Consider the following 23,476-nt stretch of genomic DNA (forward strand, 5'->3'; position numbering starts at 1 on the left):
TTTAATTTAATTTTTGAGCTTCCTCAGTAATTTTTTTTATGGTTTGGTCAGAGCTTACGCCCAAACCTTCTTGTTGGTAAGCCAATTCCCCTTCGGAATTAAATACGCTTATAATATTAGAATGTGAGAATTCTAAAGGCGCTATTTTTTTGTAATTCACAGCCAAAACTGCTGCAAATTCACGTGTATTTTCTTCCGTTGAGCGCAAGAAAACCCATTGTTCACTATCCATTTTATTTTCGATGGCAAAGGATTTTAATCGCTTTGGAGTATCAACAACAGGATCGATACTCACTAAAACTAATTTTACATTGTTCTTGATATTCTCTGGTAAATGCTCTTCGATATTACGCATATCAGCCACTAAGCGAGGACATGCAGCTTTACAGGAGGTATAAATCATAACCATCACAAGAACTTTTCCTTTCAATTCTTTCATTTCTATATTCTCCCCATTTTGATTAGTCCATTTTGAAGGAAGGTTATATATCGACAAATCAGATATTGGTTTATTAACTGTATTTGGTGTGTTTTTCCTTGAATTACAACTCTGTAAGGATAAAAGGATTACGAGTAATCCCAAAGCTATTTTTTTCATTTGTGTTATTTTATATTGATTCTCAGTGTCTATTTTAAATCTTTTGCACATCGAAAACCAAGGTTCCTTGTCGTGTATTTTGCTTTTAAACTGGCTCTAAAACCATAGCGCATAAAAGCGGCATAATTCATTAAGTCAGTAGCATTTATAGAACCGCTTCCGCAAAAAAGGTTCTTGTCCGTATCTTTATCTTTTCTGGATTCCCCCGATAGAAAAATACTGTTGAAGTCTGAAGTCCATTCCCAAACTAATCCATGCATATCATAAACGCCCCAATAATTTTTGAAGGTGCCGCCTACAGGATTGGCATAGGTTTTTGGTTTTTCATACCAAGCTAAGATGTAATGATTAAAAGATTCTTTTGTTCTTGCGTCGATTCGTTTTTCATCGGCCATAGCCACATATTCCCATTCATCCATGGTAGGGAGCCGTTTCCCTTGGCACTCACAGTATTTTTTGGCTGCAAACCAGGAAACATTGGTCGCAGGTGCATTACTTAAATTGTTCTTTCCATAATTGAAATCACTTTCCCAATGTGCCAAATAACTTTTTTCTGCAAAAAGGCCTTTAATTTTGGAGCGACTGTATTCTGGATTTTTTTCTAAAAAAGTAACAAATTGAGCATTCGTAACCGGATAAACATCCACATTAAAACCTTGCACTTCTACTGCTTTTTTATCAGTAGTTCCATAAAGGGGAACATAAGCCCCCCTTTTGATTGAAACCATTTTAGTGTCTTGGGCAAGCATAGATGTTGCTATTAGCAAAGAAAATAGTTGCAAAATTATTTTCGCTTTTAGTATTGCAAACATCGTGTTTAGTTTTAAATTATTATTTTCTTTGCGCTTTAACCATAGCAGTAGTCACTACCGTTTTGTTATTTCCCCAACTAGCATAAACATAAGTTAGTGCATCTGCTATTTGCTCGTCACTAAGTGCTTGAGCAGGCATAGCCCCATTGAATTTTTTACCATTTACGGTAATTGCACCTGACAATCCTTTTACAACTCCTCTAATAGCACGGTTGACATCTTTATTCAAGAAGTCTGATTTAGCTAATGGAGGAAAAGCACCCGGTATTCCTAAACCGGTAGCCTGATGACAGGCAACACAGGTTTGATTGTATACACTTTTTCCTTTATCAGCACTTGAATAGACTCCTTTTTTTGATTCTTTTTTTGTGATATATCCGTCATTTCTATCTTTTGATAGGGTGTTAAAACCTTGTAACACTAACGCAATCATTGCAATTGCTAAAACATACTTTTTCATAATCGTAATTTTAATTTGTTTATTTTTTATTTGGATTTAAAACAGGAGCGGCTTATTCGTTTTATCTAAACCGCATCTGGTTTTTATTTTAATGACTGCCTCCAGATTGTGGCGTCGCATTTACTCTTTGCGCTTTAACCATGGACGCCGTAACGCGTGTTTTATTATTACCCCAGCTATCATACACATAAGTCAATGTATTAGCGATTTCTTCATCAGTAAGGTTTTGACTGGTCATCACATTATTGAATTTTTTCCCATTTACTTTTACTTCTCCACTTAAACCGTGAAGAACTGCATCAATGGCTCTTTTAGGATCTGCATTTAAGTAATCTGATTTGGCAAGTGGAGGAAACACGCTTGGTATTCCTTGTCCTTCAGATTGGTGACAGGCAAAACAAGTCCCTCCAAAAAGTTCTTTCCCTGCTTTAAGCTGTTGCGGTAATGTTTTGGCAAATACATTTTTCGCTTCATTTTTCACTTTTGGCATGTTTTGAATAGTTCCTCCTTCGGCTAAATAAATTCCCTCTTGAGTGGTGCCAGAATAGATTTTTTTATTCTCGGGTCCTTCTACTTTCAACATTCCTATGGCCCCTTTATTAAACGCTCTGAAAATCGAGTGATCCACTATAATAAAGGTTCCGGGAACATCTACTTTAAATTCAACAATGGCTGAACCTCCTGCAGGAATTAGAGTCGTTTGAACATTTTTATTAATCATATCACCCCCTTCAATATGCACTTTGTCAAAAATCTCGCCTATCACATGGAAGGAAGAAACCAAATTAGGACCACCATTACCCATGTAAATACGAACTGTTTCTCCAACTTTGGCCGTAAGGGAATTATCTCCGGTAATACTTCCTACTTTCCCGTTAAAAACGACATAATCAGCGTCTTCTTTTACTGCTTTATCCATATCAAAAGGCTGAAGACCTTGTTCTCCGTATTTTCCTTTGGTATAAAAATCGCCTTGCATAACATAATATTCTCTGTCAATAGGTGGTAATCCTCCTTCTGGTTCAACTAATATCAACCCGTACATCCCGTTAGCAATGTGCATCCCTACAGGTGCGGTTGCACAATGGTATACATACAATCCTGGATTTAATGTTTTAAAATTGAACACTTTTTCATGTCCTGGGGCAACCAATGAAGAAGTGGCTCCTCCACCTGGTCCTGTTACTGCGTGTAAATCAATGTTGTGAGGCAATTTATTATCAGGATGGTTTTTTAAGTGAAATTCCACTTCATCCCCTACTCGAGTTCTGATGAAACTTCCAGGAACTGACCCTCCAAATGTCCAATACGTGTATTTCACACCATCGACCATTTCGCCTTCAATTTCTTTGATTTCCATATTAACAATAAGTTTCGTAGGTGCACGATTTCCTATTGGTTTTGGAACTAAAGGAGGAGCTGTAAGTTCAGCGATTATTTCTCCTTCAACAGGTATTTTTGAATAGTCTGTTGGTGAATTGTCTCTAAAAGAGAATAATCCTGCTGAAATAGCAGTCGCTGCCAACACACAAACCGCGATTTTAAATTTAGTTTTCATAATTAAAAAGGTGTTAAAATTGTCTTAATTTATACTACAAAAATAAAAGACAATTTTGTCTTTTATTATGATATTTATCATATATATAAAAGAATTTAGACCTTATTTTAATGAAATAAACACTAAAACAATCACACCTAAAACAAAAATCAAACTTCCCTTCCAAAAAGAATTTGCTTTTTTTAATTCCATGAATTGAAAAGAAACCAAGAAAAATTTAAGCATTGATAAACCCATAATTAAACCAACCGCAAGACCTGAAACTGTAACTAAATTCGAAATCAAAGCGGTACTTATGGTCAATAAAATCAAGAATCCGTAGGTAAAAAGCAGTGTGTTTTTCATTTTCAAAAAATTAAGTATAGAACAGGAAACAAAAGAAGCCAGATTAAATCGCACATATGCCAGAAAGCGGCGCAAGCCTCGATGTCTTCAACTCCTGTATCCGATTTTTTTTTCATCATTCCATAGTTTGTCCAGATTAAAATAACCAAACCCATGATTACATGAACAAGATGAAAAGCGGTTAGCAACCAATAAAAAGTAAAAAACACATTGGTTTCCGGCGTAATGCCAGCTTCTATTTTATGGTAATACTCAACGCTTTTTAGTATTAAAAAGAACATTCCGCCAAGCATAGTTAATTTAAAATATAAAGAGGATTTTTTTAAGTTATTCTCTTTAAACTCATGTACAGCATTCGCCATAAAAAAACCACTTGTCAGCAGAAAAACGGTATTTATAGCACCAAATGTACTGTTGAGTTGCATTCTAGAATGATGAAACAATTCTGGTTGTTCACTTGCGTAAAACGCAAATACTACAATCGCCATCCCGAAAGTAATGAGCTCCAGAAATATAATAATCCACATCAGTATTCCTCCTGGAGGATAATAAATGCTTTTATAATTAATTTTAAGTGTATCCATTTTTGTCTGTTTTTAAGATAAATCTACTCCCAGTCCAATAATCGTTTCTCCCCTTCAATTTTCTTGATATCGGTAATATCCTGAGACATTTCAATGATGCCTTTGTAGTTTTTATCGGCATCCCTGACAGCAAAATAGCGGATGTAAATTAGGCGTTCTTTGTAATTGATCCAAAAGGAGGATTCATTTTGTGTTCCTTTTCTAAATTCATCCAAGATTTTAAGCACAGTCCCAACACTTTTTGGTGGATGACAAAACTTGACTTCACGACCAATAATTCCGGCACTTCTGGGAAATACGCGTTCTTCACCACGATTATAGAAAATAACTTTATCATTTTCATCGACATAGGTAAGATCTAACGGCATCGTTTTGAATAGTAAATTCACCTGTTCCACAGTCATATATCCTTCATCATAATGAGATGTATTTTCGAGCGAAAAAGACATTTCTCTTTTAGTAAAATCTTCACTTGGGTGAATGTATTCTTGTTTTGGATAAGGAGTAGGAGCTTGTGACAGCATCCAGCCAATTTCTTCTTCGCCTTTGCGCATTTCAATCCAGTCAGCTTCGGTAAGGAGGTCTAAGGCATTTGGAAACAAAACCGTTTCTTCCATCTTCATCAATCTGTAAATTCCATTGATAAGAAAAGGAGTATTGATATTGATTTTCTCCGGATTATTCATTTTAAGATAGTACTGAATTAAACGGAATTGCTCTCTCAAATTATCATGAAAGGACCACATTCCCTGAGAAGGACCGTTCCATCCTTTTTTTTCTAAAAATGGAAAAAGCTGATTTTCTTTACGGGCAAATCGTTTCTCAATGGTGTGAAGCTGGTTGAATATATTAGTGTATTTCTGCAAATCATCCTCAGGATTTACAGCTGATAATTCTTCTAAAAGTGCATGAATAATGTCGTTTTCCTGAAAGTAAATCTGAACCGGATGTCCTTCAGGAAGTGTTGTGGTATTAGAAATTTCGTTCATTTTCATTTAATTTTTAAGGTTGATATTGAACCATTAAGAAAATTTGGTTTTAGGGTAAAACTTGTAAACAATTTTCTATGAATAATTAGAAAAAGATTAAACATATAAGAAATATGAGATCATATAAGTTAGTAGGCAAACTATTGAAAATCTTGCTTAAATGCCCTTATATTTCTTATATGGTTTAATTTTATTTTTGATGTTTAATTTTTTCGTACAATTGCACCAAGGATCGCAATAATTCGACTGGTGTTGTTAGAGTTTGATAGTGATTTTGCCCAAACATTTGTGGCAAATAGTATTTTGCCTGGGCTTCAATAGCCAAAGCATAGGAATTAATATTCCTGTTATTGAGTTCTCGAAGCGCCTGTTTTACATCATTGATGCCGTACTTTCCTTCGTATTTATCGTAATCATTGGGTTTTCCGTCAGAAATCAGGATGACCCATTTATTTTTAGTATTTCTTTTATCGAGTCTTGCACCAGCGTGACGTAAAGCGGCTCCAATTCTGGTATAACCATTGGGTTCAATGGCTCCAATTTTATGTTTAGCAACATTCCAGTTTTCATCAAAATCCTTTACCGTTAAATAAGTCGAAAAGTTTCGCGTTTTGGAGTAAAAACTGTCAATTGAAAAATCAATATTGAACTCGTTTAAGATTTCTCCAAAAAGAATAGAAACCTCTTTCTCCACATCAATTACCCGATTTCCTGCGGCATATCCATCACTGGAAAGACTAATATCCAAGAGGATTAAAATCGATAAATCCTTTTCTTTTTTCTGATTCGAAATGTATATATTTTCCGATGGGGTACGTTTCGAATGAACATCAATATACAAATCAGTAATGGCGTCAATATCAAATTCGTCTCCTTGTGTCTGGCGTTTTTGCTGTTGCATTCTGTTATTGACATTGGTCAGCATTTTTCGCAAACCCAATAAGGTCGAAGCATTTTTTGTAATGGTCTTTTTATAATAATTAGGATCCATTTTCTGTTGTGATTTTGGATATACTTTGCAGAAATTCTCTTTGTAAATACGCTTGCTAAAATCCCATTCGTTATACATAAGGTGGAATCCTTTGGCATCAATTTCGGCACTTTCGGAGATGGAAGTATTCTCAATAAAATCAGATTCATAAACGGAATGTGCCGTATCATCTACCCGAACCGTGTATTTCATATTCAAATCTTCCAATGCTTCCTGATGATCTTCTAATTCGTCAGAACCATCAAAGTCACGCCAGGTTCCATTGAATTCTTCGGCAGTTTCCACTTTTTCAAAATTGTGAAGCAAAACATAATCTTCCTGTTGTTTTTTATCGACCTCAACTGTAATCACTTCTTCGACCGCTTTTGATTTTAAAATTGTTAAAGCCTGATTTTCATTTGCTTTTTTGGTTTTATCAGAGAAATTTTCGAGAATGGTATTGCTGTTTTTTTCTATTTCATTTTGCATCCATTTGCCATACAGCCAAGAAAAATCAGGAGCATTTTTACCGTTCTCTTTTTGAATGAAATGCTGTTTTGTTTCGGTATGAAATTTTTTATCGATAGAAAATTCTTCAAATAAAATGGCCAGAATTTCTTCTGATGTTTCAAATGCTTTTTGTTGTGAAAGTGCCAAAGGCTGGTCTTTTTCTTCCAAAGTCCAATTCAAATTCAACCGCTGCTGTACGCTCAGGTATAAAATCCTAAATAGATAAAAAGTAAGGTTCTCTTTTTTCGTTGGCAATTGGGAAAAAGAAATGGGAAGGAAAAAATTATTGTTTTTATATCCTCCTTCTCTTTCGGCAGGGAAAATTTCGATTGGTTTCCCCGTTAAAGCACGAGCCAAAATAGTCAATCGAGGTTTTATATTATTTAAATATATCGTTCTGTTAAGAATTTCAACATCAATTTTCTTAGACTTTTTAAAATGTCTGACAAACTTTCCATATATGTATTCATCTATTTCGAAACCCATTTTTTCTTAGTGTTCAGTGATCAGTTTTTAGTGATCAGTTATATTTAGTGAACCATAATTTAGAAGTCAGTGGTCAGTAATATTATTCGTTTTTAGTACTCATTTTTATTTTGATAAGTAAATGTAGCTTTCTCATCAACGGAACACTTATTTAATCATCCATGCAACTGAACACTAAAAAAACTGAACACTGACCACTTTTTTCTATATCATCAAATCACACAAATCTTTCAATGCTTCCACCGTTTGCAAATCATCGGTTAGCGGTTCTACAATAGCCACATGAACCGACAATCGTTTTGGAAGACCAGAATGAATAATTTTAGCGGCATCCACTAAAAGTCGGGTCGAAACGGTTTCTGTCAACCCCAATTCGGTTAGGTTTCTGATTTTGTTTCCAATGGCTACCAGTTTCTTGGCTACATCATGATCAACATTCGTTTCTTTTACCAAAATTTCAGTTTCAATTTTCGTTTCAGGATATTCAAAAGAAACGGCAATAAATCGCTGACGAGTTGATGGTTTTAGTTCTTTAAAACCCCTTTGATAACCGGGATTAAAGGAAGCAACCAACATGAAATCGTCATGCGCTTTTACGGTTTCGCCTAATTTATCAATGAATAATTCCCTTCTGTGATCCGTCAAGGAGTGAATGGCTACAATAACATCTGGTCGCGCTTCGGCGATTTCATCCAAATAAATAATCGCTCCTTCTTTTACGGCAGTGGTTAACGGACCATCCAGCCAAACCGTTTCGGCACCTTTGATGATAAATCGTCCAATTAAATCCGTTGATGATGTTTCTTCGTGACAACTAATTGTGATAATCTTTTTATCCAATTGATGCGCCATGTATTCCACAAAACGGGATTTTCCTGTTCCGGTTGGCCCTTTCAACAGGAAAGGAATTTTATTTTTATAGGCGTGTTCAAAGACCTCTTTTTCTTTGCCTACCGCGTGATAATATGGGATATTTACTAACATTTCTTTTATTTTAGAAAAAAACCAGAACACCATAACTATTGTTTTTTCGGAAATGCAATTCTAAAAAACGGTGGTTAAAGCATTCTGGAAATTTTATTTTAAGTATTTCGTTACACGAAAAAGGTTTCAGTTTTAAATCACTGTTTTCCCTTTTTTCTCACTTGTTCCGGTTAGATTTTCAATTTTATGTCCATCGATTTTAAATCCATCTACTCTATGCCCTTGATTGTCGGTATCTAAAGCTTCATCAGTAGGTCTGCCGTATTTAATAAAATCAAAAATAAACAAACCAATTCCTGTGGTAAACATCGTGGCACAAATAAGAAGCACTACAAAATGGATGCTGATTTCGCTTTGAACAACCATAAAATCCATTTTCATTTTTCGCTCCATATACACTTGAGCAACTCCGGCAACACCAAAGGCTACAGTCATTCCCAAGATTCCAATATTCGATAGCCAAAAAGCCATCATACCCTGTGTACTTTCGTAACGTTTACGTCCCGTAAGATTGGGTAAAGCATAACTAATCATTGCTAGAACAATCATGGCATAAGCGCCCCAGAATGCATAATGAGCATGCATTGCCGTTACTAAAGTTCCATGCGTATATAGGTTTGTTTGTGGCAATGTATGCGCAAAACCAAGTAATCCCGCACCTACAAAAGAAACGATAGCCGAACCGATAGTCCAGAATAAAGCAATTTTGTTCGGATGACTTTTTTCCCCTTTTCTGTACATGTTTACAGCAAATAATGCCATCGCTAAGAAAGCCAAAGGCTCTAATGCGGAGAAAATACCACCAACGATTAACCAAATTTTATTTACCCCAATGTAGTAGTAATGGTGCCCAGTTCCCAGAACTCCGGAAAGGAAGGTTAGACCAACAATTACGTACAACCATTTTTCGATAACTTCTCTGTCAACTCCAGTTAACTTGATCAATAAGAACGAAAGGATACCTCCCATAATTAATTCCCAAACACCTTCAACCCACAAGTGAACAACCCACCAACGGAAAAAGGAGTCCATTACCTGGCTGTCAAACCAAATCATTCCGGGTATATAAAGCAGGGCTGCAAAGAACAATCCCATTGTTAGCACTAAAGCCGTAGTAGTTTGTCGTTTCCCTTTGAAAAGTGTACCCAAAATTATGAATAAGAACAACAGCACATTTACAACTACTAAATAGTCTAATTCTCTAGGGATTTCTAAAAATTTTCTTCCTTCCCAATGGTTGAAGTGAAAACCAACAATGGCAACAACGCCAACAATGGCTAATGATATGAGTTGTACATAAGCCCATTTTACGCTTATTAATTCGCGCTGCGCTTCTTCGGGAATAATGTAATACGCCGCACCCATAAAACCGGTTAACAACCATACCACTAACAAATTAGTATGCACCGCTCGTGCCACGTTAAAAGGAATAATTTCATGTAAGCCTTGTATTCCTATTCGGTCAAAGCCCATGATAAAGCCATAGATAATTTGAAGCGAGAACAAAAGCATGCATAATGCAAAAAACCAGTAGGCAACTTTCTGTGATTTATATTTCATTTTTAAAAATTTTAATTATTTTCTTTAGCTAAAGGGGAAACGATTCGGTCGAAACCATTTAAATCTAATTTTCCAATCCATTTTAAGTAGGCAACAACAGCATTGGCGTCTTTTTCATTCATTTTATAAGCCACCATTTTTCGCCCATTTGGTGCCCATGGAATTGGCGACATCAAAACCGCTTTGATATATCCTTCGCCGCGACGATCCACCACTTTTGTCAACTCGGGAGCATAATACCCTCCTTCGCCCATAATGGTATGACAGCCCATACAATTGTTGGTCTCCCAAATTTCTTTTCCTCTCACTACATCTTTGGTAATCTTGCTGTAGTTTGTTTGATCATTCCTTGGCATGAACGAATAAATGGTCAATCCTATAAAGATTAAAAAGGTGACCAATGTTCCTCCTAAAAAAAATGCTCTTGCCTGTGATTTTGAAAGCATAAGTATTTCGTTTTTGTTAGTTAATAAATTTACTCTAATTCAAATAAAGGATAAAAATGTCTTTTATTTGTTTGTTGCAAATTAATGTCATTAAAAAAAGTTAAAACATGATAAAAATCATCTTTTGATTTTTTTTTAAATCGTAAAATTATAATCCATTAAAAAACACTCCTAAAAAACACATCTCCCTGACAACTATTAAATTACAAATAAAATAAATTTAAAAATTTAATTAAAGATAAATTTGTCTTTTATTAAAAATAATGATTATTTTTGTATAAATAAATTTTAATCGAAAACTGATCTTATGGAAACTTTAGAGAAAATGACAATCGGAGAATATGTTGCAAAAGATTTTAGAACAGCAGCAATATTTTCAAAATACGGAATAGATTTTTGTTGCAAAGGCAATCGAACAATAGAGGAAGCTTGCGAAAAAAAAGACATTGATACGGATCAATTAATGGACCAGATCAACACGGTTTTGGCAACCAAAAATGACAGCACCATAGATTTCAATATTTGGCCTTTGGATTTATTGGCAGATTATATTGAGAAAACGCATCACCGGTATGTAGAAGAAAAAACGCAAATTTTACTTCCTTTTTTAGACAAACTATGCAAAGTTCATGGCGCAAATCATCCTGAATTATTCAAAATCAATGAACTGTTTATTGGTTGTGCAGGTGAATTAGCGCAACACATGAAAAAAGAAGAACTGATTTTGTTTCCTTTTATCAAAAAAATGGCAAAAGCAGCGCTTACAGAAGAACACATTGCGAAACCACAATTTGGAACCGTAAAAAATCCTATTGCTATGATGATGGAGGAACATGAAGCCGAAGGAGATCGTTTTGTTAAAATAGCAGCGCTAACTAATAATTATACGCCACCGGCAGATGGTTGCAGTACGTTCCGTGTGACTTATTCCATGCTAGCAGATTTTGAGCAGGATTTACACAAACACATTCATTTAGAAAACAACATTTTGTTTCCAAGTGCGATGCTTTTAGAAAAAAAATTCTCCGAACAAGAATAAAACACATCCCAATAACCTAACCTTAAACCATCAGATGCTATGGAAAAATATGTTATCAAAAGAAACGGCGAATACAAACCTTTTGAGAGTTTTAAAATAAAAGACGCGATTGAAAAAAGCTTTCAGAGTGTTTCCATAGCATTTGATGAAATTCTTTTTGAAAAAATTATTCAAGATTTACAATCCAAAGAAACCTGGGCCGTTGAGGAAATTCAGGATTTAATCGAGAAAAACCTTTTTAAAAAACAGTATTTCGAAGTCATGCGTTCCTTTATGCTGTTTAGACATACGCGCAAATTGCAACGCGAACATGTAAATGGTTTAAACGAAGACACCACTTATGTTGACAGCACGCAAACCATCGAAGAATACATAGAACAAACGGATTGGCGCATCAATGCCAATGCCAATACCAGCTACTCTAATGCGGGATTGGTCAACAATGTTGCCGGAAAAATCATTGCTAATTATTGGCTCGACAAAGTATATACAAAAGAGGAAGGATATGCGCATCGCAATGGCGATATCCATATCCATGATTTGGATTGTTTGACCGGATATTGCGCCGGTTGGAGCCTGCGGGTGTTGCTCAACGATGGTTTTAATGGCGTTCGCGGACGCGTGGAAAGCAAAGCGCCTTCGCATTTTAGAGAAGCTTTGGGACAAATGGCGAATTTCCTTGGGATTTTGCAAAGCGAATGGGCCGGAGCGCAAGCTTTCAGTTCATTTGACACGTATTTGGCTCCCTATGTTTTCAAAGATGATCTGTCTTTTGAGGATGTCTTGAAAGCAGTTCGCAGTTTTGTTTACAATTTGAATGTTCCGGCGCGTTGGGGACAATCGCCTTTCACGAATATCACTTTGGACTGGGTCGTTCCCGATGATTTGAAAACCCAAATTCCGACGAAAAATGACTATCATTTTTTCGAAAATAATTTTGATTATGACCTTTTATTGCGAGCTAGGGAAAGAGGCGTTACAAAAGTAACCGAATTGCGTTACGAACATTTTCAAAAGGAGATGAACCTCATCAACAAAGCGTATTACACCGTAATGACCGAAGGCGATGCCAACGGACAGCCGTTCACCTTCCCTATTCCAACAGTAAACATTACCGAAGAATTTGATTGGGATGGAGAAAACACCGATTTACTTTTTGAAAATACGGCCAAAATCGGTTCTTCTTATTTCCAGAACTTCATTGGAAGCCAATATATTTTGGATGAAAATGGCAATAAAACGGAAAATGAAAACGCGTATAAACCCAATGCTGTTCGCAGTATGTGTTGTCGTTTGCAACTGGATTTAAGAGAGCTGTTAAAACGTGGAAACGGACTTTTTGGAAGTGCAGAAATGACAGGAAGCATTGGTGTAGTGACCATTAACATGGCGCGTTTGGGTTATTTGTTCAAAGGAAATAAAGCAGAATTATTCAAACAATTAGATCGATTATTATATATTTCTAAATCTACTTTAGAGAAAAAAAGAGTGTTTATACAAGAAATGTACGATAGAGGTTTGTATCCTTATACCAAACGGTATTTACAGCATTTCAGAAATCACTTTTCGACCATTGGTGTAAACGGAATGAACGAAATGATCGCAAATTTTACCGGAAATCAAGATGCCATAACTTCATCGTCAGGTATCGAATTTGCATCAGAAATCTTGGAGCACATTCGGAATCGAATGAAAGAATTCCAGGAAGAAACCGGGAATTTATATAATCTGGAAGCCACACCGGCCGAAGGAACCACCTACCGTTTTGCCAAAGAAGATAAAAAACGTTTCCCAAACATTTTACAAGCCGGACAGGACGACAATATTTATTACACCAACAGTTCCCAGATTCCGGTGGATCACACGGAAGATCCTTTTGAAGCGTTGTTTTTGCAAGACGAATTGCAATGCAAATATACCGGCGGAACAGTTTTACACTTGTATATGAGTGAAAAAATCAGTTCGCCAGAAGCCTGCAAACAGTTTGTAAGGAAAGTCATATCCAATTTTAAATTGCCATACATCACCGTTACACCAGTGTTTAGCGTGTGTCCGGTTCATGGGTATTTGAATGGTGAACACGAATATTGTCCGAAATGTGATGAAATTCTAATTGAAGAAAAAAAAATAAAGTTGAGTAATTAAAAAAAGTTTAAAGTTTAAGGTTTAAAGTTGAGCAGCTAACCTGAAACCTTAATTCTCTTAATTTCTTAATGGTTCAAAAAAAAATCTCAATTTTAAAATTTAGTCTTTATAGAAAAACTAGTGACGTCAAAACCTTAAACCTTTTAAATATATGAAAACCACCAACCCGATTTTAGAACAAAACCAACATTTGAGAACCAAATGTTTAGTGTATACAAGAGTAATGGGCTATCACAGACCTGTAGAAAGTTTCAATATTGGAAAAAAAGGAGAACACAAACAGCGAACTCATTTCAATGAAGGAAAATGTTAGTACTCCCATTTACAGCATAACGCCTTTCACTTTATTAGATTATGCGCATAAATCAGCTTGCATTCTTTGGTTTGCAGGCTGTAATATGCGCTGTTTGTATTGTTACAATCCAGAAATCGTACTAGGAAAAGGAACTATTTCATTGGACAAAGTGCTTACTTTCCTTCATTCCAGAAAAAACTTGCTAGACGCGGTGGTTTTTAGCGGAGGCGAATGCCTGCTTCATAAAAACAGTATCCAACTCATAACCGAAGTCGAAAAAATGGGATTTTTGGTGAAAATTGACACCAATGGTTCACGACCTGAGGTTTTGCAACAATTACTTGAAAATCAATTGATCGATTATGTGGCGCTGGATTTTAAAGCCATGCCCGTTCATTTTGAAAAGATAACACAGTCCAATCTTTTTCTGTCTTTTGAAAAGTCTTTGCAGTTATTAGTAAAAAGTGGACTTCCGTTTGAAGTTCGCACCACGGTGCATTCTGATTTGATTGATACGAATCACATGCAAGCTATGATACAGTATTTAGAGCAGCAAAATTATCAGGGAAATTATTACATCCAGCATTTTGTGAATGGAGCGACTACATTAGCAAAATTGGGCTATTCAGTTAGGGAATTGGAAAAGGAAAACCTTTCGACCGCAAGTATTAAAGTACATTTTAGAGGTTGATTATAAAAAAGAGTGCCCGAGAAAACGTATCTTTAAAAACAAATTAAAATTTTACATGAACCATCATTTTTTGTTAATTATCCATCTATTAAGTGCCACAATTTGGGTGGGCGGCCATTTGATATTGGTCTTTGGCCATTTGCCAAAAGCCCTTAAAGAGAAAGACCCGAGCATCATTCTAAATTACGAAAAAAAGTATGAGCCTGTAGGAATGACGGCTTTGGCTTTACTGGTCGTTACGGGAATTTTAATGGCTTATAAATATGGCGTCAGCATCGAATATTGGTTCCAGTTTGCCACTCCTATTGAGAAAGTGGTTTCTTCAAAATTACTTTTATTGTTCTTGACAGCAGCTTTCGCCTTGAGCGCACAGTTCAGGGTAATTCCGAAACTTAAAAATAATCCAGACAAGTTGCCTGAAATGGCGTTTCACATACTGTCCGTTACGATAATTGGTGTATTGATGCTCATTTTTGGTTCTTACATCCGTTTTGGCGGGTTTTAAATTTATACATTATGATATCAAGTAAACCATTAAAAAGAGCTCCGGAATTACAACCTTTAAGCCACGATCATCATCATGGTTTACAATTGTGTTGGAAAATACGAACGGGTTTTTCAAAGCAAATTGAACCCGATCGCATCAAAAAATATTCGGACTGGTTTTTTAAAACGCATTTAAAACCGCATTTTGAACTGGAAGAAAAACACGTATTTCCCATTTTAGGAGCAGAAAATGAACTCATAAAACGAGCGTTGACGGAACATCGTCGTTTGAAACGCTTATTCAAACAAACTACCGATATAGAAAAATCTTTAGGACACATTGAAGAAGAATTGGAAGCACACATTCGTTTTGAGGAACGCATTTTATTTGTTGAAATTCAAAAAATAGCCACCGAAGACCAATTAGCTAAAATTAAAGAAATTCATACCGAAGCATCTTTTACAGAAAAGGACGATGATCTTTTTTGGAAATAAAAAAACGGTCAACCCAAAGAATAAAGAATATTCAAAAGGAATAGAACTTATTTCTATAAATTTGTAAAAAAACAACTATGTTTTCTAAAACCTGTGAATACGGAATTCGAGCCACCATTTTTATAGCATCAGAATCCTATCAAAATAATAGAGTTGGGCTTAGAGATATTGCAAAAAAAATAGATTCTCCAGAGGCTTTTACGGCCAAAATTTTACAAATACTATCCAAGAATAATATTATCCATTCTATTAAAGGTGTTGGTGGCGGATTTGAAATCCCAAAAGAAACCATGAGCCAAATAAAACTGTCCCAAATTGTGACTGCATTAGATGGAGATCGCGTTTTTACCGGTTGCGGTCTGGGATTAAGTTACTGTTCCGAAGATCACCCTTGTCCGGTTCACGAAAAATTCAAGTCCATCAGAAATGAATTGGCATTCATGCTCGAGAACACCAATCTGGAAGAATTGGCAATGGGAATAAAATCAGGCGATACTTTCTTGCGGTATTAATCAAAAGTAATCTTATATTTATAAAAACTGTTTTAGGCACAAAGCCATTCAAAAATGGGTGGATTGGAGCCATTTTATGGCACCTATATACTAGTTAGCGGTAATGTTGTAGGAAAAAAATGAAAACAGAAAATATAATTAAAATAGGACACCCTGTAATTTCTTTCTTTGAGAGAGTTAAATATTATATTTCAATTTATATTGGAATTATATCTTTATTTGGATTATTTTACGCTTTCGATGAAGGTAGGAAAGGATTTTTATCTTTTATATTGTTTATGAGTTTAGTCTTTGGTTTATTTATTATCTATAAAATTTATAAAACAAAACTATATTTAACTGATTTTTATTCTGATTCTTATAGAGTTGAAATATGTTATCTAAATTGTTCTGAAGAACAAACAATTTTATCTACAATTGAAAAAATTGAAATCAAACTTAAAAACACATCTTCAAGAGCGGGATTTGATTGCGAAATAGAAATCATAATAGACAATAAAAAGTTTATAATAAACGATGATTTTGATTGGGGTTTTTCTGAAATGAAAACTTTGTTCGAATATATCAAATCTCATAAACAAGAAATATTAACAGAAAAAGAAAAGTTTATAATATCCAGAATTGAAGAAAAGCTTAAAAGAACTCCATTCTAAAAAAGAAACACTACCACTAACAGCCGTTTTGAGCTAGTGTGTGATTTAGTGGAATTACCGTTTCGCAGCATATTTTCTGCAAACCCGAAAATTGAAAGGTTACGAACCACACACCATCTCAAAGCGTCAGGACGTTATAACAACCAAACTTAAAAAGAAAATCCCGATGTCACGGATTTGACTGCGCGGATTTGCAATCCGTGCCCTTAAACATAAGCCACAACAGCAAATAATTAAAGTTATTATTTCTATATTTTTAAAATAAAAACCTATTAACCAAATACATCAAAAAAACCCTCTCCACCTCTCGATAAACGAATGTGAAGAGGGCTTGTTTTTAAAGCTAAATATGTTTTACATTAATTCCAGTTCCGGAATTTTGATACCAAACAATTCCTCTTTGTAAAAATGCAAGAGTGATTGTGTATTTTGATTCTTGTTTTCAGCAGCATCCGATGAAGAAAATAAGGATTGATAATACGCGATTCCTTCCGCCAAATTGTTCTTGAACAAGTTCCATTTTTTTATTTGCGGCGCCGTAATTTCGGCAGAAACAGTTGCAATTTCGTTTTTCAAATAATCCAAATACATTTTCAATTCTTTGACAAACATATTCGGACGATTGGTGACAGTCAACACCGAAATATTTCCATAAATGTGCTGAACCATTTCAGAAAGCGAAACTTCATGGTCAAAATAAGCCATATTGGGACCAGGACAAATGACAACACCTTGTGCCTGTCCTTTAATCTTAATGTCATTTTCCAGATAGGAAGCATTGGCTAAACCAACACAAAGACAGGATTTTTCGGTGATTTTATTTTTTGCGTTTTCGAACATTTCAGCCGTCAAAGTATCTTTCTTACTGTCTAATTCCTCTAATTTTAAATCTTGAAATTTTTTGGAAGCAGAACAAATTCCTTTTGCTCCATATTCTTTGCTTAACGCCAAAAACTTTTTCGGGCAGGAACTTCCCGCATTATTATCGTGAATACGTTTTTGTTTCAAGTGCTCGTTGGTTGTTCCTCTCAAGGTATTAAAAGGAATTCCCAAAGGAGAAATATGACTCAGGTATAAATCTTCTTCTTTGGCTTTTGCCAATAATTTACGCGTGGCTTCATCTACAGAAGTGGCTTCGGGAACCAATAAAAATGGAGATCCCCAACCTACAGAATCCACATCATAATAATCCAATAAAAAGTCATGTTCTTCGGCAGTACCTACTCCACCCTGAACCGTTATTTTTAATTCCAATGGCTGTTCCGGAACGTGCATTCCCTTTTGCGCTAAAGCTTTCACCATTAAATCATGCGCAGACTGAATCAATTGTTCTTTTTTCTGTTTGAATTCTTCCAAAATAGGACCTAACAAATACCCATCAGTAGCAAAAGCATGTCCGCCGCAGTTCAATCCGGATTCGATACGGTATTCAGAAACCCAAAGCCCTTTTTTGGCCAAGAAGTTCCCTTGTATCATTGCCGAACGGAAATCACTCACTTTTAGAATTATTTTCTTCTTTAAAGTATTGTTGTTGTCCGGGAAAAAGACATCGAAATTTTCGAAATAACTGTACAATCTTGGATTCATCCCTGCCGAAAGCACCACAGATGAAGTTAAGTTGCTATTAGCAAAACCGCGAAGTGAAGCATGGGCATCATTGAAAGCTACGGGTAACTGTTCGTCTTTTATGAAATTGTCCTTGTCGATTTTGGTCATGATATTTACATCAATCTCACCCGCACTCAGGTTATTTTCAAGATAATTTTTGATGTTTTCCTTAAAGGCAATTCCATCATCCATTAGATTCTGAAGTCCTTTTTTTATCTCCGACTTGTTCGGCAACATGGCGATATAATTCTCTAATGCCAATTTACTTTCAGCCAGTTCATTCTTGAAACTTTCGAATTTATCTTTAACGATTTTGTCTACCAAATTTAGATATGACGTAATCCGCTCTGCTCGATAATCGTGCATCTTTTGAGAAATCTCCTGATACGGAAGGCTGAATTTTTCGCTGTAAAAAGCATTCATTTTTTCTATCAGATCATCATCTATAATCGAAATTACAGAGGATATCCCATACTTCGCCACTCGAATAGGACTATCTATGGTATAAGCAAGTCCCATCACGGGAATATGAAAAGTATGTAACGGTTTAGTTGTTGTCATCATTATATATTTATTAAACAGGCAACAAATATCGAAAAATGGAATAGTTTAAAACCTGATAAATATCATATCCAGTAGCCCGGTATTAAAGTACTTTTACGGGTTTAAAACAAGTTAAATCAGAATAATAAGAAATCCTTTTGATCAGCATATAAATAGTAGAATCAGAAAAATTAAAAAGATATGAATAGTCTTAAAGAACGAATATTGGCATTAAAAAAAGAGAAAAATGCGGTTATTTTAGCCCATTATTATCAGGAAGCCGCAATTCAGTATGTAGCAGATTATGTGGGAGATAGTTTAGGATTGTCAATAGAAGCCATGAAAACGGATGCGGATATTATTCTTTTTGCCGGTGTACATTTTATGGCCGAAACCGCAAAAATTTTAAACCCAACTAAAAAAGTAATTCTGCCCGATTTGAAAGCAGGATGCTCTCTTGCCGAATCCTGTCCTCCTGATTTGTTCCAGAAATTTATTGACCAGCATCCCGATCATGTTGTCATTACCTACGTAAATTGTTCAGCCGAGATTAAAGCATTAAGCGATATTGTTTGCACATCATCTAATGCCGTAAAAATCGTAGAATCAGTACCAAAAGACAGACCAATTATTTTTGCTCCAGATAAGAATTTAGGAAAATATATCATCAGCAAAACAGGGCGCGACATGTTACTTTGGGATGGTTCCTGTGTGGTGCATGAAGCTTTTTCTTTGGATAAATTAATAGAAGTCCATAAACTGCATCCCGATGCTAAAATCATTGCGCATCCCGAATCTGAAACGCATATTCTGGAAACTGCCAGTTATATTGGTTCGACAGCCGGAATGATTGATTACGTAAAAACAAACCCGAACAACAAGTTTATTGTCGCTACCGAAGCGGGAATTCTTCACAAAATGCAACAAGAAGTTCCAAATAAAATTCTGATTCCCGCACCAGCCCAAGACGACAACACTTGTGCTTGCAGTGAATGTGGCTATATGAAAATGAATACCTTACAAAAAGTGTATGACTGTTTGCTTAATGAAACGCCCGAAATTATTGTTCCGGAAGACATTAGAAAAAAAGCATTACTTCCTATTGAACGAATGCTAGAATTATCTAAATAATGATTACGACAAACTATTTAATCATTGGTTCAGGAGTTGCCGGATTGACTTTTGCAATAAAAATTGCAGACCGTTTTCCCGACAAAAAAGTGACTATTGTAACGAAGTCAAATGCCGATGAATCCAACACTAAATATGCGCAAGGCGGAATTGCCATTGTTACAGATGAAACCGAGGATTCGTATCAAAAACACATTGAAGACACCCTAATCTGTGGTGACGGGTTGTGCAATGTTGAAGTCGTTAAAATGGTCGTTACCGAAGGTCCAAAACGATTGAAAGAACTCATAGCATGGGGCGCTAAATTTGACAAGACTGCCAAAGGAAATTTTGATTTAGGCAAAGAAGGCGGACATTCCCAAAACAGGGTTGTACACCATAAAGACCAAACCGGCCATGAGATTGAACGTGCTATTTTAGACCAAGTACATCAAAAAGGAAATATTACAGTTTTAGACCATCATTTTGCACTGGATCTGCTTACGGAAGATAATCAGTGTTTGGGAGCTTTTGTTTTAAATCAAAAAACGAATGAAATTATCACCTTTCAATCTGACTTTACGTTGCTTGCCACTGGTGGAATTGGGCATCTTTATGGACACACTACCAATCCTATAATTGCGACAGGTGATGGAATTGCGATGGCTTTTCGGGCGAATGCCACCATTAAAGACATGGAATTTATTCAATTTCACCCTACCGCATTGTACGATACTTCCATTGGATCGAAGTTTTTAATTTCGGAGGCAGTTAGAGGTTTTGGAGCCTATTTGCGCACTAAAAACGGCAACCGATTTATGCTTGATTATGATAGCAGAGCGGAATTGGCTTCCCGGGATATTGTTTCCCAAAGTATCGATTTGGAACTTAAAAAATCAGATGACAAATGCGTTTATTTAGATTGCACTCATTTAGATTTAGAAGCTTTTATAAAACACTTTCCGATGATTTATGAGCGATGCAAAAGCATTGGGATTGACATTGCAAAAGACTGGATTCCGGTTGTTCCTGCTCAACATTATCTCTGCGGCGGAATTACAGTTGATAAAAATGGAAAAACGGCTATCGATAATTTATTTGCCTGTGGAGAATGTTCCCGAACGGGTTTGCATGGCGCGAATAGATTAGCGTCCAACTCCTTACTGGAAGCTTTGGTGTATTCGGACAAAATTTATAATTATTTGGCAGACACCGCTTTTGAAAAAAAGGATCTAAACCCTATACTTTCAAATTGGGAATTAGTCGAAAAGCCTAAAATCAATTCTGACTATACTGCTACGGTTAAAACAGGATTACAGCTCTTAATGCGTCAAAATGCGGGAATTGTGCGTTATGAAACTGATTTGCATAAAGCAAAAGAACAATTGATGCAATGGCAAGACGAACTGGAAACGATACTTAAAAACAATCAAATTAGTACTGAGTTGTACGAATTAAACAATATGATTACAATTGGGAATTTAATCGTTCAACAATCTATAATAAGAAATGGGAATAAAGGCAGTTTTAAGAAAAATAATTAATTATAAATATCATTCTGCCAAAAAAACAAACAAAAAATAACTAATTCCATTTTTTTATGATTTAAATCATATTGAAAATTATTGTACATTTATAAGATTACAGCTCTATTTTTTAGTTTATGTATAATTCAGAGGAAAATAATAAATTTAAAAACGAACCATGCAAATAGACATAGATTTACTTTTCTCGTGGGGTGCAGTAGCTAAAAAATACAAAAAAAACGAAATCATTTTTGATGAGGATGAAGTGGCTCATTTTTATTATCAAATCATTGAAGGAAGCGTGAGAATGTTTAATTCCAATGACGAAGGAAAAGAGTTTACACAAGGTCTTTTTTGTAAAGGAAACAGTTTTGGAGAACCCCCTTTGTTTATTGACCAACCGTATCCATCAAAAGCAATTACTATTCAGGATAGCACAATTATAAAGTTATCAAAAGACAAATTCTTAAAAATTCTTGACGAATATCCGTCCATTCAAAAATCCTTTTTGATTTTATTGGCAAACAAAATCCATTCTAAATCAAACACTTCAAAAGAGATTATAAATCAAAAACCCGAGTTTAGAATTGTTGCTTTCTTGAATACCCACAAGAAAAAATCCGAATGTTGTAATGAAAAAGTATTGATTCCTTACACGCGTCAGGAAATCGCAAATTTCACCGGTTTGAGAGTAGAAACAGTCATTCGCGTTTTATGCAAGATGAACACTTGCGATAAACTAGAGATTGTCAATCATAAAATATATTATTAAGATGAAATTAAATATAAAGTTTTGGTTAAAATTATCTTTGTTGAATCTATGTATTGTTGCCACATTAGGCGTTTTGATGCGTTATAAAATTGGTTTCGAATTTCCTTATTTAGACCAAAAACACCTTCAACATTCCCATTCCCATTTTGCATTTTCCGGTTGGGTCAGTCATACTTTGATGACTTTGATGGTTTATTACCTTCAAAACAAAACAGTAGATTTTCAAGTAGAAAAATACCGAAAAATAATTATCGCCAACTTGATTATTTCTTATGTAATGCTGGTCTCTTTTATCATTGAAGGCTACGGACTTATTTCTATAATAGCTTCTACAGCTTCTATTTTAATTTCTTATGTTTTTGGCTATTATTACATTAAAGATTTAAGAAAAATTGACCGCGATTTATTATCCATAAACTGGTTCAAAGCCGCTATTCTATTTAATATCATCTCCTCATTCGGCACGTTCTATTTGGCCTATATGATGGCGACTAAGGATATTGTTCAAGATTATTATTTATCATCTATCTATTATTTTCTTCATTTTCAATACAATGGCTGGTTTTTCTTTGGTTGCATGGGCTTAATTTTTGGATTCTTAAACTTAAAAAAATCAGAAAATCCCTTTTACGAAACTTCCTGCAAACTCTTTGCATTTTCCTGCATTCCTGCTTATTTTTTATCAACGTTGTGGCTGAATTTACCCGTTTGGATCTATGTACTTACTGCTCTTGCTGCAATAGTTCAGGTTTTTGCCTGGTTTAAACTTCTTTATATTTTAATACCGGCCAAAAAAGAGTTTTTGAAAAACTTCTCCCCATTATTGCGTTACATTTTGCTCATTGCAACTGTAGCGTTGAGTATAAAATTATTGCTTCAACTAGGCTCCACTATTCCGGTCATAAGTGATTTGGCTTTTGGTTTCAGACCCATTGTAATTGCTTACTTGCATTTAGTTCTATTAGCCGTTATTAGTTTATTTTTATTGTTTTACATTTATGCGAACCACCTGATATTTATTAGCAAAAGAATAAAAATTGGATTGCTTGTGTTTTCTATTGGCGTTTTATTAAACGAGTTGCTTCTGGCCGTTCAAGGTGTTGCATCGTTTAGTTATACTATTATTCCTTATGTAAATGAGCTTCTTTTTGCGGTCGCAATCATTTTGTTTTTCGGAATAGGATTCACTGCTTATTTTTCGATAAAAAAAGTCAAAAACAATCCTCCTTTATGATTGCACTCATAAAATAAAGCACTGCTAATTAAGTACTTTGTTATACAAAACTAAAGTAACCTTAT

The 23,476-nt window shown here is 35.2% G+C and carries 24 protein-coding genes; 12 read left to right on the plus strand and 12 right to left on the minus strand.

Translation table 11 applies throughout. The annotated features are described in order from the left end of the window. Position 1: 1 nt before the first annotated feature. The 11 genes from BUC23_RS00235 to BUC23_RS00285 form a co-directional block, all read right to left on the minus strand. Positions 2 to 598 carry an SCO family protein gene (locus BUC23_RS00235; RefSeq protein WP_073204749.1) on the minus strand — a complete coding sequence of 199 codons (597 nt, stop codon included), beginning with the start codon at positions 596 to 598 and terminating at the stop codon, positions 2 to 4. 29 nt (positions 599 to 627) lie between these two features. Next, positions 628 to 1,410 carry a formylglycine-generating enzyme family protein gene (locus BUC23_RS00240; RefSeq protein WP_073203566.1) on the minus strand — a complete coding sequence of 261 codons (783 nt, stop codon included), beginning with the start codon at positions 1,408 to 1,410 and terminating at the stop codon, positions 628 to 630. Between the two features lie 19 nt (positions 1,411 to 1,429). Further along, a complete protein-coding gene (locus BUC23_RS00245) occupies positions 1,430 to 1,870 on the minus strand; it encodes a c-type cytochrome (RefSeq protein ID WP_073203569.1) in 441 nt (146 codons plus the stop codon). 88 nt (positions 1,871 to 1,958) lie between these two features. Then, a complete protein-coding gene (nirK, locus tag BUC23_RS00250) occupies positions 1,959 to 3,428 on the minus strand; it encodes a copper-containing nitrite reductase (RefSeq protein WP_073203572.1) in 1,470 nt (489 codons plus the stop codon). 102 nt (positions 3,429 to 3,530) lie between these two features. Next, complete coding sequence (locus BUC23_RS00255; protein ID WP_073203575.1) at positions 3,531 to 3,773, minus strand: hypothetical protein; 243 nt, start codon at positions 3,771 to 3,773, stop codon at positions 3,531 to 3,533. A gap of 2 nt (positions 3,774 to 3,775) precedes the next feature. Continuing rightward, positions 3,776 to 4,357: a cytochrome c oxidase subunit 3 gene (locus tag BUC23_RS00260; protein WP_073203578.1), complete on the minus strand. Its 582-nt coding sequence runs from the start codon at positions 4,355 to 4,357 to the stop codon at positions 3,776 to 3,778. Between the two features lie 23 nt (positions 4,358 to 4,380). Next, complete coding sequence (locus BUC23_RS00265; RefSeq protein WP_073204752.1) at positions 4,381 to 5,346, minus strand: DUF438 domain-containing protein; 966 nt, start codon at positions 5,344 to 5,346, stop codon at positions 4,381 to 4,383. A gap of 190 nt (positions 5,347 to 5,536) precedes the next feature. Continuing rightward, positions 5,537 to 7,312: a nitric oxide reductase activation protein NorD gene (locus tag BUC23_RS00270; protein WP_073203582.1), complete on the minus strand. Its 1,776-nt coding sequence runs from the start codon at positions 7,310 to 7,312 to the stop codon at positions 5,537 to 5,539. Positions 7,313 to 7,516: 204 nt separating this feature from the next. Next, entirely contained in the window at positions 7,517 to 8,296 is a 780-nt protein-coding gene (locus BUC23_RS00275) for a CbbQ/NirQ/NorQ/GpvN family protein (RefSeq protein ID WP_073204756.1), read from the minus strand. Between the two features lie 132 nt (positions 8,297 to 8,428). Continuing rightward, positions 8,429 to 9,856 carry a cbb3-type cytochrome c oxidase subunit I gene (locus BUC23_RS00280; RefSeq protein WP_084538279.1) on the minus strand — a complete coding sequence of 476 codons (1,428 nt, stop codon included), beginning with the start codon at positions 9,854 to 9,856 and terminating at the stop codon, positions 8,429 to 8,431. Positions 9,857 to 9,867: 11 nt separating this feature from the next. Further along, positions 9,868 to 10,302, minus strand: a complete 435-nt coding sequence (locus BUC23_RS00285) for a c-type cytochrome (protein WP_073203585.1) — start codon at positions 10,300 to 10,302, stop codon at positions 9,868 to 9,870. 307 nt (positions 10,303 to 10,609) lie between these two features. Here BUC23_RS00285 and ric point away from each other — a divergent pair, with 307 nt between their 5' ends. The 8 genes from ric (at position 10,610) to BUC23_RS00325 (ending at position 16,618) form a co-directional block, all read left to right on the plus strand. Further along, entirely contained in the window at positions 10,610 to 11,341 is a 732-nt protein-coding gene (gene ric, locus BUC23_RS00290) for an iron-sulfur cluster repair di-iron protein (protein WP_073203588.1), read from the plus strand. Between the two features lie 39 nt (positions 11,342 to 11,380). After that, positions 11,381 to 13,486, plus strand: coding sequence for a ribonucleoside triphosphate reductase (locus BUC23_RS00295; protein ID WP_073203591.1), 2,106 nt, complete (start codon positions 11,381 to 11,383; stop codon positions 13,484 to 13,486). 151 nt (positions 13,487 to 13,637) lie between these two features. Continuing rightward, the gene (gene nrdD, locus BUC23_RS17255; RefSeq protein ID WP_073203594.1) at positions 13,638 to 13,799 is read left to right on the plus strand and encodes an anaerobic ribonucleoside-triphosphate reductase; all 162 of its coding nucleotides are present in this window, start codon (positions 13,638 to 13,640) and stop codon (positions 13,797 to 13,799) included. Next, positions 13,783 to 14,472 carry an anaerobic ribonucleoside-triphosphate reductase activating protein gene (locus BUC23_RS00305; protein WP_073203596.1) on the plus strand — a complete coding sequence of 230 codons (690 nt, stop codon included), beginning with the start codon at positions 13,783 to 13,785 and terminating at the stop codon, positions 14,470 to 14,472. The genes nrdD and BUC23_RS00305 overlap by 17 nt, the downstream gene beginning before the upstream one ends. Before the next feature lie 55 nt (positions 14,473 to 14,527). Beyond that, positions 14,528 to 14,977, plus strand: coding sequence for a CopD family protein (locus tag BUC23_RS00310; RefSeq protein ID WP_073203599.1), 450 nt, complete (start codon positions 14,528 to 14,530; stop codon positions 14,975 to 14,977). 11 nt (positions 14,978 to 14,988) lie between these two features. After that, positions 14,989 to 15,453: a hemerythrin domain-containing protein gene (locus BUC23_RS00315; protein ID WP_073203602.1), complete on the plus strand. Its 465-nt coding sequence runs from the start codon at positions 14,989 to 14,991 to the stop codon at positions 15,451 to 15,453. A gap of 77 nt (positions 15,454 to 15,530) precedes the next feature. After that, on the plus strand, positions 15,531 to 15,965 hold the full coding sequence (locus tag BUC23_RS00320) for an RrF2 family transcriptional regulator (RefSeq protein WP_073203605.1): 435 nt from the start codon (positions 15,531 to 15,533) through the stop codon (positions 15,963 to 15,965). Positions 15,966 to 16,084: 119 nt separating this feature from the next. Then, positions 16,085 to 16,618 (plus strand): hypothetical protein, encoded by a 534-nt coding sequence (locus BUC23_RS00325; protein WP_073203609.1) that lies wholly within the window; start codon positions 16,085 to 16,087, stop codon positions 16,616 to 16,618. Between the two features lie 354 nt (positions 16,619 to 16,972). Here BUC23_RS00325 and BUC23_RS00330 read toward each other — a convergent pair whose 3' ends face one another. Then, positions 16,973 to 18,787, minus strand: a complete 1,815-nt coding sequence (locus BUC23_RS00330; RefSeq protein WP_073203612.1) for a hypothetical protein — start codon at positions 18,785 to 18,787, stop codon at positions 16,973 to 16,975. A gap of 183 nt (positions 18,788 to 18,970) precedes the next feature. Between BUC23_RS00330 and nadA the strand changes: the two genes are divergently transcribed. The 4 genes from nadA (at position 18,971) to BUC23_RS00350 (ending at position 23,411) form a co-directional block, all read left to right on the plus strand. Next, positions 18,971 to 19,900 carry a quinolinate synthase NadA gene (gene nadA, locus BUC23_RS00335; RefSeq protein WP_073203615.1) on the plus strand — a complete coding sequence of 310 codons (930 nt, stop codon included), beginning with the start codon at positions 18,971 to 18,973 and terminating at the stop codon, positions 19,898 to 19,900. Next, entirely contained in the window at positions 19,900 to 21,423 is a 1,524-nt protein-coding gene (gene nadB / locus BUC23_RS00340; protein WP_073203618.1) for an L-aspartate oxidase, read from the plus strand. Before nadA ends, nadB begins: the two co-directional genes overlap by 1 nt. A gap of 160 nt (positions 21,424 to 21,583) precedes the next feature. Then, a complete protein-coding gene (locus BUC23_RS00345; protein ID WP_073203621.1) occupies positions 21,584 to 22,177 on the plus strand; it encodes a Crp/Fnr family transcriptional regulator in 594 nt (197 codons plus the stop codon). Between the two features lies 1 nt (position 22,178). After that, positions 22,179 to 23,411, plus strand: a complete 1,233-nt coding sequence (locus BUC23_RS00350) for a hypothetical protein (RefSeq protein WP_073203624.1) — start codon at positions 22,179 to 22,181, stop codon at positions 23,409 to 23,411. The last annotated feature ends 65 nt before the right edge of the window (positions 23,412 to 23,476 follow it).

This window comes from Flavobacterium xinjiangense (genome assembly GCF_900142885.1).
In the GTDB taxonomy this organism is placed as follows: domain Bacteria; phylum Bacteroidota; class Bacteroidia; order Flavobacteriales; family Flavobacteriaceae; genus Flavobacterium; species Flavobacterium xinjiangense.